14 protein-coding genes, 1 pseudogene and 1 other annotated feature are annotated in these 15783 nt (G+C 36.5%); of the genes and pseudogenes, 6 read left to right on the forward strand and 9 right to left on the reverse strand.

Translation table 11 applies throughout. The features are described from left to right. Window positions 1-54 precede the first annotated feature (54 nt). The 4 genes from ACTT1L_RS01245 to lsrF are packed head-to-tail and all read left to right on the forward strand — an operon-like array spanning window position 55 to window position 3726. Window positions 55-987 carry a sugar-binding transcriptional regulator gene (locus ACTT1L_RS01245; RefSeq protein ID WP_000192720.1) on the forward strand — a complete coding sequence of 311 codons (933 nt, stop codon included), beginning with the start codon at window positions 55-57 and terminating at the stop codon, window positions 985-987. Further along, the gene (lsrK, locus tag ACTT1L_RS01250) at window positions 987-2549 is read left to right on the forward strand and encodes an autoinducer-2 kinase (protein WP_000067324.1); all 1563 of its coding nucleotides are present in this window, start codon (window positions 987-989) and stop codon (window positions 2547-2549) included. The genes ACTT1L_RS01245 and lsrK overlap by 1 nt, the downstream gene beginning before the upstream one ends. Window positions 2550-2574: 25 nt before the next feature. Then, complete coding sequence (locus ACTT1L_RS01255; RefSeq protein ID WP_000909989.1) at window positions 2575-2937, forward strand: cupin domain-containing protein; 363 nt, start codon at window positions 2575-2577, stop codon at window positions 2935-2937. Window positions 2938-2943: 6 nt separating this feature from the next. Then, complete coding sequence (gene lsrF / locus ACTT1L_RS01260; protein ID WP_000219760.1) at window positions 2944-3726, forward strand: 3-hydroxy-5-phosphonooxypentane-2,4-dione thiolase; 783 nt, start codon at window positions 2944-2946, stop codon at window positions 3724-3726. 99 nt (window positions 3727-3825) lie between these two features. Here the strand turns inward: lsrF and ACTT1L_RS01265 are convergent, their stop codons facing one another. The 5 genes and pseudogenes from ACTT1L_RS01265 to ACTT1L_RS01285 all read right to left on the reverse strand — a co-directional run bounded on the left by ACTT1L_RS01265 (window position 3826) and on the right by ACTT1L_RS01285 (window position 7825). Further along, a complete protein-coding gene (locus ACTT1L_RS01265; protein WP_000204931.1) occupies window positions 3826-4329 on the reverse strand; it encodes a GNAT family N-acetyltransferase in 504 nt (167 codons plus the stop codon). A 284-nt stretch (window positions 4330-4613) separates the two neighbouring features. Then, window positions 4614-4997 (reverse strand): annotated as a pseudogene (locus tag ACTT1L_RS01270) (DNA polymerase subunit beta); the annotation flags it as partial. An 89-nt stretch (window positions 4998-5086) separates the two neighbouring features. Next, on the reverse strand, window positions 5087-5413 hold the full coding sequence (gene hmoA / locus ACTT1L_RS01275; RefSeq protein ID WP_000469503.1) for a heme-degrading monooxygenase HmoA: 327 nt from the start codon (window positions 5411-5413) through the stop codon (window positions 5087-5089). Window positions 5414-5509: 96 nt separating this feature from the next. Next, window positions 5510-6730 (reverse strand): MFS transporter, encoded by a 1221-nt coding sequence (locus tag ACTT1L_RS01280; RefSeq protein WP_025991647.1) that lies wholly within the window; start codon window positions 6728-6730, stop codon window positions 5510-5512. Between the two features lie 51 nt (window positions 6731-6781). After that, a complete protein-coding gene (locus ACTT1L_RS01285; protein WP_061130961.1) occupies window positions 6782-7825 on the reverse strand; it encodes an ArsR/SmtB family transcription factor in 1044 nt (347 codons plus the stop codon). 163 nt (window positions 7826-7988) lie between these two features. Between ACTT1L_RS01285 and ACTT1L_RS01290 the strand changes: the two genes are divergently transcribed. Beyond that, window positions 7989-9182, forward strand: coding sequence for a NupC/NupG family nucleoside CNT transporter (locus ACTT1L_RS01290; RefSeq protein WP_000273608.1), 1194 nt, complete (start codon window positions 7989-7991; stop codon window positions 9180-9182). A gap of 49 nt (window positions 9183-9231) precedes the next feature. On the opposite strand, the gene proA is transcribed toward ACTT1L_RS01290, so the two are convergent. Together proA and proB are read right to left on the reverse strand one after the other, a co-directional pair. Continuing rightward, window positions 9232-10479: a gamma-glutamyl phosphate reductase gene (gene proA, locus ACTT1L_RS01295; RefSeq protein WP_001006729.1), complete on the reverse strand. Its 1248-nt coding sequence runs from the start codon at window positions 10477-10479 to the stop codon at window positions 9232-9234. Between the two features lie 29 nt (window positions 10480-10508). Further along, window positions 10509-11612 (reverse strand): glutamate 5-kinase, encoded by a 1104-nt coding sequence (gene proB / locus ACTT1L_RS01300; protein ID WP_000744725.1) that lies wholly within the window; start codon window positions 11610-11612, stop codon window positions 10509-10511. A gap of 145 nt (window positions 11613-11757) precedes the next feature. Next, window positions 11758-11968: a binding site (T-box leader), on the reverse strand. 341 nt (window positions 11969-12309) lie between these two features. Here proB and proC point away from each other — a divergent pair. Beyond that, window positions 12310-13128, forward strand: a complete 819-nt coding sequence (gene proC / locus ACTT1L_RS01305; protein WP_000360706.1) for a pyrroline-5-carboxylate reductase — start codon at window positions 12310-12312, stop codon at window positions 13126-13128. 126 nt (window positions 13129-13254) lie between these two features. On the opposite strand, the gene ACTT1L_RS01310 is transcribed toward proC, so the two are convergent. Together ACTT1L_RS01310 and ACTT1L_RS01315 are read right to left on the reverse strand one after the other, a co-directional pair. Further along, window positions 13255-14895, reverse strand: coding sequence for a M20/M25/M40 family metallo-hydrolase (locus ACTT1L_RS01310; protein ID WP_250669883.1), 1641 nt, complete (start codon window positions 14893-14895; stop codon window positions 13255-13257). 75 nt (window positions 14896-14970) lie between these two features. Continuing rightward, window positions 14971-15720, reverse strand: coding sequence for an IclR family transcriptional regulator (locus tag ACTT1L_RS01315; RefSeq protein WP_000250772.1), 750 nt, complete (start codon window positions 15718-15720; stop codon window positions 14971-14973). Window positions 15721-15783: the final 63 nt, after the last annotated feature.

Here is a 15783-nt window from a genome sequence, read left to right on the forward strand (position 1 = left end):
AATATATGGTACATATGTTTAAGCTGTGGTCAATTGTTGAAAGGGATGAAGAGTATGACTCAGCTGAACTTTGAAGAGAATTTATTAACGAAAGTAGCTTGGTACTATTATAAGGACCAATTAACACAACAGGAAATCGCTTCACTTCTTCATATTTCAAGAAATAAAGTCGTCCGGTTATTAGATAAGGCGCGGAGTGAAGGTATCGTTACATTTCACGTAAAAGGGACTGGTTTGCACTGTTTAAGTATTGAGCGTGACTTAATGAAAAAGTTCTACTTAAAAGATGCTTTTATTATCCCGACCCCAGTAAACAATTATCACGATTCTCTCGGAAAAGCTGCTGCACAATATTTAGAAACTCAGCTCCAGCAAGGAGATTTACTCGGTATTGGCTGGGGAGAAACAATTAGCAAAATGCTAGAAAACATTCATTTCGAAAGTTCTATTAATCTCTCAATCGTAACGTTAACAGGCGGAGTAAATCACTATCTCCCGAGAAAACAAAACTATTTACATTACATGCAAGGTGATCTTCACATTATCCCTACGCCGTTTCTAGCGTCTACAACCGAAATGGCACAAAGTATTCTATCAGAACCGAGTGTAAAAGATATGCTTCATGTCGCTTCACTTGCTCATACGGCTGTTGTCGGTATTGGAGGACTATCTCAAGACGCTACGATTGTAAAAAAAGAAAAATTAACATTACGTGAGATGACATATATTCGTAGTCAAAACGGTGCTGGCGATATTTTAGGACAGTTTTATGATACAAATGGCAATTTATTAGAGCTCTCGCATCACAATCGTCTAATTGGCACGCCTCTCTCTATTTTGCGCAATATGAATCATGTCGTCGGTGTTGCTGGAGGTATAGAAAAGATAGATGCAATTTATGGTGCCTTAAAAGGAAAGTTTATTCATACATTAATTACCGATGAGGAAACTGCCCTCTCCTTATTACGAAAGGATGGTGATTGTTAATGTCCAATTTATTAGCTTTCGATGCTGGTACAGGAAGCATACGAGCAGTTCTTTTTGATTTACAGGGTAATCAAATTGCAGTAAGTCAAAAAGAATGGATTCATAAATCTGACCCACGTTACCCTGGTTCTATGAACTTTGATGTAATAGAAAATTGGAAGCTGGTACAAGAATGCACGAAAGAGGTTCTTCAAAAAAGCAATACTCTTGCCTCTTCTATTCTTGCTATTAGCGCTACAAGTATGCGGGAAGGATTTGTTTTATATAATCAAGATGGGCAAGAAATATGGGCGTGCGCAAATGTTGATGGGCGTGCATCCGCGGAGGTTAGTGAACTAAAAGAAATTCGGTCACATCTTGAAAAAGATTTATATACAAAGTCTGGTCAAACTTTTTCATTAGGTGCTTTACCTCGCCTACTTTGGATAAAAAAACATGAACCCGACGTCTATAATTCTATTCACTCTTTTACAATGTTAAACGATTGGATTTTATATAAACTAAGCGGCGTGCTGCAAATTGATCCTTCAAACGGTTGTACGTCTGGAATCTTTGATTTACAAAATAGAAATTGGGATAACGATGTAGCTAAAGAGTGTGGTATAACTTTACCATTTTCACCAAAAGTAAATGAAGCTGGCACTGTGATTGGTAATGTTACAAAAGAATGTGCAGCATTAACTGGATTACGTGAAGGAATTCCTGTTGTAGCCGGGGGCGGAGATGCTCAAATGGCATCACTCGGAACTGGAGTCGTGAAACCACATCAAACATTAATATGCGGAGGTAGTTTTTGGCAACAAGAAGTGAATGTTACTGAGCCAATACCAGATCCGCATGCTGCGATTCGTATAAATTGTCACGTCGTACGTAACCTATGGCAATATGAAACGATTGCCTTTTTCCCAGGCCTCGTTATGCGCTGGTTTCGAGACGCTTTTTGCCAAGAGGAAAAGAAACTTGCTGACAAACTCGGTGTAGATGCTTATGAATTATTAGAAGAACAAGCAAAAGACGTACCTGTCGGCTCACATGGCATTATCCCTACTTTTTCAAACGTTATGAACTACATTTCTTGGCGTCATGCCGCACCATCTTTTTTAAATTTAAGTTTAGACGCTGACAAATGTGGAAAAAAAGAACTGTTCCGTGCTATTGAAGAAAATGCCGCCTTCGTTACACTTGGAAACTTAAAATTAATAGAAAATCTCACAGGGACATTCCCTTCTGAAGTCGTTTTTGCTGGTGGTGCCGCTAAAGGAAAACTATGGCCACAAATTCTATCAGACGTCCTTGGTATTCCTGTAAAAGTACCTGTTGTGAAAGAAGCAGCTGCTTTAGGAACTGCAATTGCTGCAGGAGTTGGTGCTGGCATATATGCATCTATGGAAGAGACTGCCGAAGAGTTTGTACAGTGGGAGCAAACATTCGAACCAGTAACTGAAAATCACGAACTATATAAAGAGTTCTATGAAACATGGAAAACTGTATATGACAGTCAGCTCGCTTTAGCTGATAAAGGACTCACTTCACATATGTGGATTGCGCCTGGTGCACTGTAACACATTACATAAAGGAGTGGAATGTATGTTAAAAGCGAATGAAAATGACTTCTCCTATCGCTTCGGTGATAACGGGCCGAAATATTTAATACAAGGTCCGAATATTGATCTTGGCCTTGTTGTCATTCAGCCTGGGCAGGAGTTTCAAAACCATTATCATACGACGTGCGAAGAGGTCTTTTATGCATTAGAAGGTGAAATAGATTTCTATGTAAATAACGAAAGAGTTCCAATGAAACAAGGTGACGTCCTGCAAGTTCGTCCTCATGAATCTCACTATCTTATTAACCATTCTGACAAACCTTTTAAAGCGGTTTTTATAAAGTCACCACATTTACCAAATAAAGATACTGTTCAAACGGAAAATCCAACATTAACGAAGGAGTGATTTTGAATGACTTGGGGATTTAAAAATCGATTAAATACAATTTTACCTGATGGTAGAGCGGTTATGTTAGCGATAGATCACGGCTACTTTTTAGGACCAATTCACGGGCTTGAACAACCACTTGAAACAGTTAAAAACTTGCTTCCTTACACAGATTCCCTCTTTTTAACGCGAGGTGTACTTAACTCCTGCATTCCTGAAAATTGCAGTACACCGATGGTTATGCGCGTATCAGGCGGAGCTACTGTCGTCGGTAAAGACTTAGCGAATGAAACAATTGTTACCCCTGTAAAAGAAGCAGTAAAACAAAATGCAATTGGCGTCGGCGTATCTGTTTTCGTCGGATCAGACTATGAAACACAAACAGTTACAAATCTCGCAAATGTAGTTTCAGAAGCTCACGATTATGGTCTTCCAGTACTTGGCATTACCGCAGTTGCAAAAGAACTGCAAAAACGTGAAGCTCGCTTTTTAGCACTTGCTTCCCGTGTATGCGTTGAAATGGGTGCTGACATTATTAAAACGTATTACTGCGAAGGATTCGAAAAAATCACAAGCACTTGCCCTGCCCCAGTCGTTATCGCGGGCGGCCCAAAACTAGATTCAATTGAAGACGCATTAAACATTACGTATAACGCACTGCAAGAAGGTGCAATCGGCGTAGATATGGGCCGCAACATATGGCAATCCGAACATCCAGCTGCGATGATTCAAGCGATACATGGGATTGTGAAAAATGGGTTGAATGTGAAAGAGGCACTCCAATTATATGAGGATGTAAAAAATTAAAACAAACTATTGCATTTAAAGGAAAAGCCCATATGCTAGATTACTGAGTAATCTAACATATGGGCTTTCTTTTACGTTTTTCATTGTTTTGAATTTAATCTATAGATCGCGCACATTCCAAACAATCTCACCGCGTTCGCCAAACGTACTATGATGTCGCGTAAATCCTAACTTCTCTAACACTCGAAAAGACGCAGTATTCCAAGCGCCTACAGTAGACCATAGTCTTTTGCGCCCCGTAGCAATCGCAGCCTCCAATACCGCTGATGCTGCCTCTGTCGCATAACCCATGCGATGAGCACTACGGAACAACTCGTATGCAATCTCCGGCTCTTCAAGCGTGGAACGACCGATAATTAAGCCACAGTAACCGATGAAATCGCCTTCGTCTCGTCTACGAATCGTGAGAAGAGAAATACCATTTTCAGCTGCTATCTTGCGCTTCTCAATAAGATCGTTACGAACAGATTCAACGGTTGGCATTTCCACTCCACGTTCACCAACTAGTTCTCTAAGCCAGACTGCATCGGATTCCTCCCACATATTCAGGTCGAGTCGTTCCGTTTTCAGCTGGAACGCCATATCTTTAAATACAGATGTCATAGCGGTAACCTCCTATTTATATCACTGTACTACTTATAATCGTTTCGTACTGTACCATATGGGAAACCTGCTAGATTCTCTAGTTTTTTTGCATTAAGATACATTATTGTTATTTTATGCATAAGCAATTCCTTTGCAAAATAGACCTTGTTATGAAACTTCATTTTAAAAATTTAACTAGATTACACTCTTTTAGTTGCTACTTATACAGTATATGAAATTTATATCAACGATTTTCTCGATATATCGACGATTCAACACAACATATCGATTTACCAACAATATTATTTATGAAGCACCCACTCAATTAACTCAATTGCTGCTTTAATACGGTCCTTCGTATCATCTAAAAATAGTTTATTAAGTAACGCATCTAAATGAATTGGCTTATTCGGTAACGTTTGAATATACTTCAACACAGATCCCGCTGGCGGTACTGGCTTATTATTAATAGCCCATATTCCTTCTAACAATGTCCAAGTTGAAGTTTGAACTATGTATGAAGCCTTTAACTCATCATTTGCTTTCAAAGCAGATTGAATTTTAATTAACGAACTCTGTAACCAATGAGAAATGCCTTTCACTTTGTCGCTAGAAACACGATAGTTTTCAAATTCAGATATAGCTATTTCTTTTAGTTTTTTTAAGTCACCACTTTTATCAAATAAACATTTATCACATCCATATTTTACTATAAATCAAAAAAAGAGGATATTTGTTTATTAATAAACAAATATCCTCTACCTTTACATATATATTACGACTGTTGATAAGCCGCTTTCGATGATTTTACATAATAAACTGCATGATCTACATTAATAATATGATCTGGTTTTGGTTTACCACGGCTCGCTCTATGACCTGCTAAATGCTCTTCACTTGTTTCCCAGTTTTTCCATGCTTCTTCAGATTCCCAGCGAATCATAACGACTACTTCTTCGTCGCCGCGTCTTACTTTTTTCACAAGAACACTTAAATCAATAAAACCTTCAAACTTTTCAATAATACCTTCTCCAGTAAAACGTTCTACAACTATATTTGATGTACCTTCTTTTACTGTAAATGTTTTCGTTTCGATAAACATATATCCCACTCCTTCATTCTAATACGAATACTACTATACTTCTATTATAGTTGATTATGATAATTATTTTCAATTATAAAGTTTAGATTTTTCGAATTATGCTGTTTTCTCTTCTATCGCCTCATCTAAAAACTTGAAATACGGAAGTAACATTCCTATTAAAGAGGTGACACATATAATTGCACCGATGATTAAATATAGCGCTCTTACTCCCCACATTTCACTCAATATTCCCCCTACTAACACACCTAACGGCATAGCGGATCGTATGAAAAATAATCGCACTGAAAATACTTGTCCTATCATATTGTTCGGAACTGACTGTTGGCATATCGTTGTGTTATGAACATTGAAAAATGCAATACAAATCCCTGCTATTACTTCAACTATTATTGCAATGATAATACTATGATTGAACCCTAGCGAAATGTATGTGAGCCCCCCTATAAACAATCCTCCAAGCATAAGTATACGCCGGCTTTTATATGTTACTTTTCCGACTAGTATAGATCCAACTACATAGCCAAGTGGGAATCCGGCCATAAAATAACCAAATTCCGCATATCCCGCTGATAGCTCATCTTTTATATAAGGAAGGTTTGTGACCATTGTTACTCCTACTCCAAATTGAACAAAAGTTAGAAATATACCGAGCCAAACGATGATTGGTTTTGTGAAAAAATATGTAAAACCGTGAAGAAACTGTTCTAGCCACGTTTTCCGAATAGGTTGCGACGTTCTATTTTCTTTTATATAAAGTAAGAAAGTGCCACTAACAAATAAACAAATGCATACGAAAGATAACGCAAGTTCTGTGCCAATCAAATGAATGACTACTCCACCTAATACTGGCGCAAGAAACATCATAAGACGAGTCATTCCATCAATGTACGCATTTGCATCTTGAAGTTGTTCTTTCCCTACAATGCTCGGTGTAATTGCTTGACTTGCAGGTGTATAAAGTGGTGTAATAAGTCCCACTACAATTTGAACAACATAAATGTGCCAAACTTCTAAACTACCGGAAACTAACATTATCAAAGGTAATAAGAATACGGACGCTCGTATCCATTGTGAAAAAATCATAATCCACTTCCGACTCCATTTATCAATAAATGGGCCACTGATTAATTGCAGTATGAGTGATGGGATGAAATATAATAGCCACATACTACTTAAAGCCATTTCCGATCCTGTTAACTCATATACTAGAATTGAATTACATAACGTTCCGAACCCCCCTCCTAATTCTGAGATTGCACTACCAATCCACATAAAAAAGAACGAACGATTTTTCAATACATTTTTCAATTTCACACACCAACTTTTCTTTTATATTCCTCCCTTTATGTACATTCTTGTTGTATATTATCTATTTAAAAACGCATCTAATTCTTTCGCTAACGATTGTACTGCTTTCTTTCTTAATACATATTTCCCATCATGTATATCCACTAACTTCGCTGCACGTAACAATTTCAAATGGTGGTGTACAGTCGATTTACTAAGTTGCAATCTTTCTGTAATTTCCTGCAATGTTCGTTCTTTTTCGAACAACATTTTTACAATGCGTAACCTCGCTTCATCTCCAAGAGCTTTATGTTTTTGAACTAAAAAATAGTTCGGTTCATATGGATCTTCAGGATGGATACTTTCGTTTGCAACTGGATAATGAAATACTTTCGTATCTTCAACATCCGCCTCAATATTCCACGGTCTGTACGTTATTTGCGGGATAAGAAGCACGTGATGAACACTTGGTTCTGGCATATAATGAACGCCACCTGTAGCCCACTCGACAAACTCTTCTGGTTTCATCTTTTTATTCATTTCACTCTTTGCTTCATAATCTCGTTTTAATATAGAAAGTATTTCTTCTTCCTCTTTCTGAATAACGCTCTCATACCATCCTGTCATAACAGCAATTAAATGGGATTTTAGCACTTGTACATCAACATCGCATATAAAACGAATATAAGTAGAGAAAAACTGATGTTCTTGTGTCAGTTCCATTAGTTCATGTATTGCAGTTACGTTTCCACTTGCCGCTAAAATTCTCTTTTCTTGGTACTTCTCTCCTAAAAACGGTAAACATATATACTTCAAATCTTCTTCTGAAAGTGAATCAATTTTAGCGTGAAACTGCGATACATCGTGAAAATCTTCTTCATACAACAACTGAAGCAATGCTTTCCACGTATTATTTTCTTTGACAAATTGTAAATGCTCTCTCATTTCTTCTGTTAATGATTTCTTAATTTCTTCCCATTCATTTTGACTCTTTTCAAGTGTATCAATTAACCTCTTATGAGTAATTGCTGCAATTCCAAGAGCACATTCGAAAAGTATCGAATATTTCACTTGAACGTTATAAGTTTCCCTCTTTCTACTCGTTATGTGATAGACCTCCATTTTTATCCCTCCTTGTTTGCTATATATTAAATTCTATTTTTATCGAATTTTACCTTCTATATTTTTAGAATCAACAAAATTTTAGTTGAAATACATTCATTCTAAATTAAGGAGAATAGGAGCTTTTTTATATACAAATAATAAGCCTCAAGGAGTTGTTGACATGTATTTCATATTGAATATGTTAGGGATTTTCGTTGTCATATTAATTGTTTACTTATGTTCGCCTAATAAAAAACATATAAAATGGAGACCAATTGTAATTCTCATCATATTGGAGCTTTTTATTACGTGGTTTATGTTAGGCACAAAGCTAGGCAGTATTATCATTAATAAAATTGCTTCATTTTTCAGTTGGCTACTGGCATGTGCGAATGAAGGAATTCGATTTGCATTTCCTTCTGCTATGGAAAATCAAACAATTGATTTCTTCTTTAGCGCATTACTTCCTATCATTTTTGTTATCACGTTCTTTGATATTCTGTCTTACTTTGGAATCTTAACTTGGATTATTGATAAAGTAGGTGCAATTATTTCAAAGATTTCTCGTTTACCAAAGTTAGAAAGCTTCTTTTCGATTCAAATGATGTTTTTAGGGAACACCGAAGCGCTTGCGGTTGTTCGGGATCAATTATCTGTTTTAAAAGAAAATCGTCTGCTGACTTTTGGAATTATGAGTATGAGTAGCGTCAGCGGATCCATTCTTGGTGCTTATTTATCAATGGTTCCAGCAACATATATTTTCAGCGCAATCCCATTAAACTGTATTAACGCATTAATTTTAGCCAATGTATTAAATCCTGTGGAAGTTTCGAAAGAAGAAGATGTTGTTTATTCACCTTCCAAACATGAAAAAAAGGATTTCTTTTCTACTATTTCCAACAGTATGTTAGTCGGGATGAATATGGTTATCGTTATTTTAGCTATGGTAATTGGATATGTAGCTTTAACAGCATGTTTAAATGGGATTTTAGGATTTTTTGTAACGGGTTTAACAATTCAAAAAATCTTCTCTATTATCTTTAGTCCTTTCGCTTTTTTACTCGGTTTATCGGGCAGTGATGCTATGTATGTAGCTGAACTAATGGGGATCAAAATAACGACGAATGAATTTGTTGCAATGATGGATTTAAAATCAAACTTAAAGTCTTTACAACCGCATACGGTTGCGGTTGCCACAACATTTCTAGCTTCTTTTGCTAACTTTAGTACAGTAGGTATGATTTATGGAACTTACAATTCATTATTTGGCGGCGAAAAATCATCAGTCATCGGGAAAAATGTTTGGAAGCTTCTTGTGAGCGGAATGGCTGTTTCCTTATTAAGCGCTATGCTTGTTGGGCTTTTTGTATGGTAAATAATTTTTAAAATAAAAGACACCCAAACGAATTGAGTGTCTTTTATTTTTATTTTCGAATTTGTCCATTTCCACGAATGACGTATTTTGTAGAAGTTAATGCAGGAAGCCCCATTGGTCCCCTTACGTGTAGCTTTTGTGTACTGATGCCAATCTCAGCTCCGAATCCGAATTCAGATCCATCAGTAAAACGAGTTGATGCATTGTGATACAGCGCAGCAGCATCAACAGATACGAAAAATTTGCTGACGTTTTCCTCGTTTTCTGAAATAATCGCTTCAGAATGCATAGATCCATACGTATTTATGTGGTGAATCGCTTCTTCTATAGAAGAAACTAATTTAACTGCTAGCGTGAGAGATAAAAATTCTGTCCCCCAGTCTTCTTCTGAAGCAAGTACAATTGATGAATCAATTGCCAATGCTTTTTGATCACCACGTAGCTCCACGCCTCTTGCCTTCAAAGAAGAAAACAACTCGCTACCATATTGCTCTGCCCACTTCTCATGAAGTACAATCGTTTCAATCGCATTACATACAGATGGACGCTGCGTTTTTGCATTTATAATAATATCAAATGCCATTTGTTTACCCGCTGTTTCATCAATGAAAATATGACAATTCCCCGCACCTGTTTCAAGTACTGGAACAGACGCTTCCCTCACAACAGTATCGATTAATTGTTTGCCACCTCTTGGAATAAGAACGTCTAAATAATCATTCATTGTAAATAACTGCTTCGCGCTATCTCGCGTTGTATCTTCTATAAGCTGTACACTTTCTTCTGGTAAGCTTGTTTGTTTGAGCGCTCTGTGAATAACGGCAACAATGGCTTTATTAGAATGAATAGCAGAAGAACTACCACGTAATATGACTGCGTTTCCTGTCTTCAAACAAATAGTAGCAGCATCCACTGTTACATTCGGTCTTGCCTCGTAAATCATCCCAACAACACCAAGTGGTACACGCATTTCCTGAATAGATAGTCCATTTGGCCTTTCCCATGCACTTACACATTCTCCTACAGGATCACGTAATTCAATTAGCTGCTTAATCCCCTCTGTCATATCAATAATACGATTTTCAGTTAGCATAAGACGATCAAGGAGTGAATCCGAAAATCCTTTTGCCTTACCTTCTTCTATATCGCGTTTGTTTTCCTCTAAAATATAAGCTGTTTCACTTATTAATTGATTTGCAATTGCAGCAAGTGCTTCGTTTTTTTGATCCGTATTTTTAAGCACAAGTTCTCCAGCGATTTCTTTCGCTTTTTTTCCCTTTACTAACACTTCATTCATTTTTATTTCCTCCTTTTTGATCCCTCTTCTTAAAGTGAAACCCAATGATCTCTATGGATGACTTCATAACTATGCCTTTCGCCTCTTGCTTGAATATGTTGGCTTTGCATACCTTTTATCTCTCTTAATTCCTCTGCGCTATATGTGCATTGTCCTTTTCCAATTACGCGCCCTTGTTGCGTCATGACTTCTACAACATCGCCAACTTTGAAAAATCCTGACACATTTGTAACACCCGCAGGAAGAAGACTCTTGCCATGCTGAATGATAGCTGTAGTTGCTCCGGCGTCTATTTCAATTTGACCGCTAACAACCGAATGCAAGGCAATCCATTGCTTGTTCATCTTCATTTCTTTTTGAGGGGCATTTCCGACATACGTCCCGTCACCTTTCCCCTTTAAAACATCAACAAATTTCTCTTGTCCACGTCCTGTACCGATAAATACACTTACCCCAAGAGATAGCGCCGTCTTTGCAGCATCAATTTTTGATTTCATACCGCCAGTCCCAAGTTTTGAGCCAGCATCTCCAGCAAGAGAAGCAATTTCTTCTGTAACTTCAGGAAGGAAATAATATTTTTTCGCATCCTCATTTTTTTGAGGATTTTTATCATATAAACCGTTCACATCTGTAAAAATCATAAGCATATCTGCCGAAACAAGTCCGCTTACTAAAGCTGACAGCATATCATTATCACCGAACGTTAACTCCTCTAAAGAGATGGAATCATTTTCATTAATAATTGGAAGAGCAGAACGGTTTAATAACTCTCCTAACGTAGCGTAAGCGTTACTATATTGTTCTTTTCTAGAAAAATCACTTCTCGTCAGCAATAGTTGTGCAGTAACGATACCGTATTTACGGAATTCCTCCGTGTATGCCTGCATTAACAAACTTTGTCCGACAGCCGCAGCAGCCTGTTTCCCTTTAATTGTTACAGGTCTGCTAGGGTATCCTAGAGCAGAAAAACCTGCAGCAACGGCCCCAGATGTAATTAACAACACTTCATGCCCTTCCTCTTTCAATCGAGCTAATGCGGCAACATGATCTGAAAGTTGTTCTTTAGAAATGCCTCCATGACTATCCGCCAAAGAACTGCTCCCAATCTTTACAACTATTCGCTGTTTCTTCACTTTTTTATCCCCCAAGTCTAAAATCAAAGTTTTTTATACATTACATTTCTATTCATACAGCTTGCAGCGATTTCTATTCTTATGAGTGCTGCACGTAGCCTATTTAAGAGCAAAATAAAAATGACCGCTTCGCCCTTCATAAAATAAAAAGGACGAAACGGTCATTGTTCCGCGGTACCACCTTAATTGATATACATAGATATCCACTTGGTGCCTATAACGCAGGCGAACGCCTAAACTTTCATTTAAGACTCAGGGATAGGTTCGATATATTCTATACGAGGAATCTTTCAGCCGGTGAATTCCACTCTCTTTCGCAAGAAGACATATGTACTATTTCCCTTCAACGATTTTCGGTTTAATTTTTTTATATTATGCGATATAGTTCGATTTGGTGTCAAGAGGTATTTTTAAAAATAAATAGAGGAGCAAGTTACTTGCATGAAAAGATTGCTCTACTGAATGAAAATACAAATTGATATAACTACAACTCATATTCATAAACATAATACCTTACATTATAGTGTATATATTTACAGAATGTCGAATATAATTGATTTTTTATCTTTTGGTGTTGCAAAAAGGAAAATATTCTCTTAGAATGTTTCTTTATATTGCATGGAGATGTTATTGTTATTTTAAGATAACAATTTCAAAATGATATAATTTATTAAAAAAGGAGCAAGATTGAGTTATTATGGATAAACAAATTGGATTCATCGGATGCGGAAATATGGGGATGGCTATAATTGGCGGGATGCTAAATAAAAAGATAGTGTCTTCAAATAAAATCATGTGTTCAGATTTAAACACGACGAATTTAGAAAATGCTAGTGAAAAGTACGGAATATCTATAACTACTGACAACAATGAAGTCGCTAAAAATGCTGATATTTTAATTTTATCAATTAAACCAGACTTATACCCATTAGTAATTAACGAAATTAAAGAAGTGATAAAAAACGATACTATCATCGTTACGATCGCTGCTGGCAAAAGTATTGAAAGTACTGAAAATGCCTTTAATCAAAAATTAAAAGTTGTAAGAGTAATGCCTAATACTCCTGCTCTTGTTGGAGAAGGAATGTCTGCATTATGCCCGAATGAAATGGTGACAGAAAAAGATTTAGAAGAAGTGCTAAACATTTTCAATAGTTTTGGTCAATCAGAGATTGTAAGTGAAAAGTTAATGGATGTTGTAACATCTGTAAGTGGTTCTTCACCAGCATACGTATATATGATTATAGAAGCGATGGCAGATGCTGCTGTACTAGATGGTATGCCAAGAAATCAAGCATATAAATTCGCTGCTCAAGCAGTATTAGGCTCTGCAAAAATGGTACTAGAAACAGGAATACATCCAGGTGAATTGAAAGATATGGTTTGTTCTCCTGGCGGAACAACGATAGAAGCTGTAGCAACTTTAGAGGAAAAAGGCTTACGAACAGCTATCATTTCAGCTATGCAACGTTGTACACAAAAGTCTGTCGAACTATCTGGTCAAACGAAAAAGTAAAACTATAAATTCACATGAATGTAATTAGAAATGCACTACATGATAAACGGCCAAACTCGAATTTACTTGAGTTTGGCCGTTTTAGTTGTTAATTATATTAAAATAATTTCATTTTCCCCTTCCCTACTACGCTTGTGTAATTTTATTAGAAACAAGTAATTTTTCAATGCAAATCGGTAACATATCTAATAGCGTTTCAAATGCGTAATTTACATCTAGACGTTCTGTCCATTGATGTGCATCTTTCCCTACCGGTCCCATATTTAAAACTGGAACGTCAAATTCTTCTAGTTCCTGAAGTGGAATTGAGTAACCTTTATCCCATAATGGCATATTATCTACAAGTGAACTCATTGAATGTAATGGATTTTGTAAGCCCACATAGCTTAAATCTGAAATTCCTCCAAAATAGTTTTGGTTTTCAAATGTAATATTATGATTGAAGTGTGCATACCTTTCCATTTCTCCGACTACTTCTTTAATTAACTGGTTGTTGCGTGAACTTACAGCTGGATAATATGGCGGAGCGAAGAAAAGTACAATCATCGGCGCCTTTTCTTTACATAAAATAGCTAGTTTATCTACTAAATCAATCGTTACCGCACGATCATCTTTATCTTCTCTATTTTTAATAATGCTAGATTGAATATCATCTATTTTCTCTTGCCCGTGTTGTTCAATTGCATAAGCGATAAGCTCTTCATATGTTAATACATTTACTTTGAGGTTAGGTGGTATAAATGGATTATATTTAGAAAAACGATAAGCTTGCTTCTCATATGATTCTTCTATTTTTTCTGCTACTTTCGTTACTTTTTGACGCAGCAATGAAACGACATCTGTCATTGATTTTTCTAGTAAAAACAAATTAAATAATGTGACTGCGCGATGCGGAATTTGTACAGAATACTCCTCCTTTAAGTCCCTTTGAAGTAAGTTAGTTGGCGGAGGACTCGCTTCCCCTTCTACAATATCACAAAGGTCTGTATTCAACTCTAATTCTGCTGTTATTAATGAAGCCATATAACTCCCATTTAAACCTGCAAAAGGTTCACCTACATGTGTCTCTTTTCCGTAGCAAAGAAAACCAGGTAACACTTTACCAATAGAACCAGTGTAAATATATTTCTTTTGGTCACCAGGATGCCTTGAAAACATAGGCTCTGAATTTAGTACTGTTTTATAATCTAAATCATGTTCTCTTGCTAAATCTAATAATCTTGGGACAGCAGCTCTCATCCCTACAGAGTTTACTTCTTCATCTGGTACAGCCAATAAAAGAACATTCCCATCAAACCTTCCTTCGCAAGCTTGCTCAACCATTGCCATTTGTAACGTGAGGCCGCATTTCATATCCATTGTTCCTCTACCAAACAGCCAATCTCCATGTTCTATATCTTCACGTACATGGTCTGGTAATTCATCTTTATGAGAATAAAACATAGACGTTAACTTTTTAGGATTGAATGCATCTTCTTTCCACACTCCATAATCTTGTACATCTACAACATCAAAATGACTTACTAAAATTACGGTATTTTTTGTACGATCGCTTTTCTTTACTAGTGCTGTAACAAAATATCTTCCGTCCCCTGTCGGATTTTTTTGCAAATGGTGCGGATTTTCTTTGAAGTACTGTAAATCAGATAATTGTTCCACAACGAAGTCTGGCAATATCACTTCAGCTTCTGTACCTGTAATACTAGGAATTTCAACAAGACCGCTTAATAATTGAATCAATTGTTCTTTTGATTGCCACTTTGACATATAAATCCCCCTATTTTTCCGCATTATGAAAATGAATTCCAGTATATGAATAAAAAATGACGACAGTTATCAAAATTATAGTTCTGATGTACTGCCGATTTTTATTGATATTTCATGTGCTGCTTGTTTTACCTTACTAATAAGAAAAGATAGTCGATCATCATTAATGCGATGACTAATTAACCCAACACTTAATGCTCCTACTACTTTATGATTAAATCCGATAATAGGTGCAGCTACTGAAGCTGTCCCTTCTGTTTTTTCTCCATAACTGACAGCATATCCTTCGTTTCTTATTTGCTTTATTTGATCAAGAAGAATTTGCTTTTGTTCTGGTAAAGCAGAAAGTAGTTGCTCAACAATATATTCCATTTCATTCTGTTTCATATTGGCAAGCATCGTTTTATTTGCAGCACCAATTGAAAGAGGAATCTGTTCCCCTAAGTTATCAATAACTCGAATTTTTAAAGGGCTATCCATTCTTTCAATAATAATAGAATGTGTTCCATTTGGAATGTTCAAATAAACACTTTCTTCCACTTCATAGGCCAATCGTTTCATTACTTCTCTTGCGACTGATCTGTAGTCTACCTTCTCCAATTGTCGTAATCCTATTTCCATCCACATTGGTCCAATTTTGTACTGTTTCGTCTCTGAAATTTGTGTAACTAGCCCATGCTCGATTAGAGAGTTAAGTAATCTATGTACTGTACTAACTGGGAGATGTGTTCTGTCCGCTATATCAGAAATGGCCCAATACTCTTTTTCATTAGTAGAATTTAATAACTTTATAATACTTATCGCTCGATCAATGGACTGTACCATAACTCACCTCTACTTCACTTGTAATATGTTAGCACGCTCAATTACCTATCAATTTAACAAACA

The sequence above is a fragment of the Bacillus sp. FH genome (assembly GCF_052216825.1).
GTDB lineage: Bacteria > Bacillota > Bacilli > Bacillales > Bacillaceae_G > Bacillus_A > Bacillus_A paranthracis.

Coding starts and splice junctions, on each gene's coding strand:
- ACTT1L_RS01310 (WP_250669883.1), bottom strand. CDS start 14,895: ATGTCAAAGTGGCAATCAAAAGAACAATTGATTCAATTATTAAGCGGT.
- ACTT1L_RS01255 (WP_000909989.1), top strand. CDS start 2,575: ATGTTAAAAGCGAATGAAAATGACTTCTCCTATCGCTTCGGTGATAAC.
- ACTT1L_RS01245 (WP_000192720.1), top strand. CDS start 55: ATGACTCAGCTGAACTTTGAAGAGAATTTATTAACGAAAGTAGCTTGG.
- proC (WP_000360706.1), top strand. CDS start 12,310: ATGGATAAACAAATTGGATTCATCGGATGCGGAAATATGGGGATGGCT.
- ACTT1L_RS01290 (WP_000273608.1), top strand. CDS start 7,989: ATGTATTTCATATTGAATATGTTAGGGATTTTCGTTGTCATATTAATT.
- lsrK (WP_000067324.1), top strand. CDS start 987: ATGTCCAATTTATTAGCTTTCGATGCTGGTACAGGAAGCATACGAGCA.
- ACTT1L_RS01315 (WP_000250772.1), bottom strand. CDS start 15,720: ATGGTACAGTCCATTGATCGAGCGATAAGTATTATAAAGTTATTAAAT.
- proA (WP_001006729.1), bottom strand. CDS start 10,479: ATGAATGAAGTGTTAGTAAAGGGAAAAAAAGCGAAAGAAATCGCTGGA.
- hmoA (WP_000469503.1), bottom strand. CDS start 5,413: ATGTTTATCGAAACGAAAACATTTACAGTAAAAGAAGGTACATCAAAT.
- ACTT1L_RS01265 (WP_000204931.1), bottom strand. CDS start 4,329: ATGACATCTGTATTTAAAGATATGGCGTTCCAGCTGAAAACGGAACGA.
- ACTT1L_RS01285 (WP_061130961.1), bottom strand. CDS start 7,825: ATGGAGGTCTATCACATAACGAGTAGAAAGAGGGAAACTTATAACGTT.
- lsrF (WP_000219760.1), top strand. CDS start 2,944: ATGACTTGGGGATTTAAAAATCGATTAAATACAATTTTACCTGATGGT.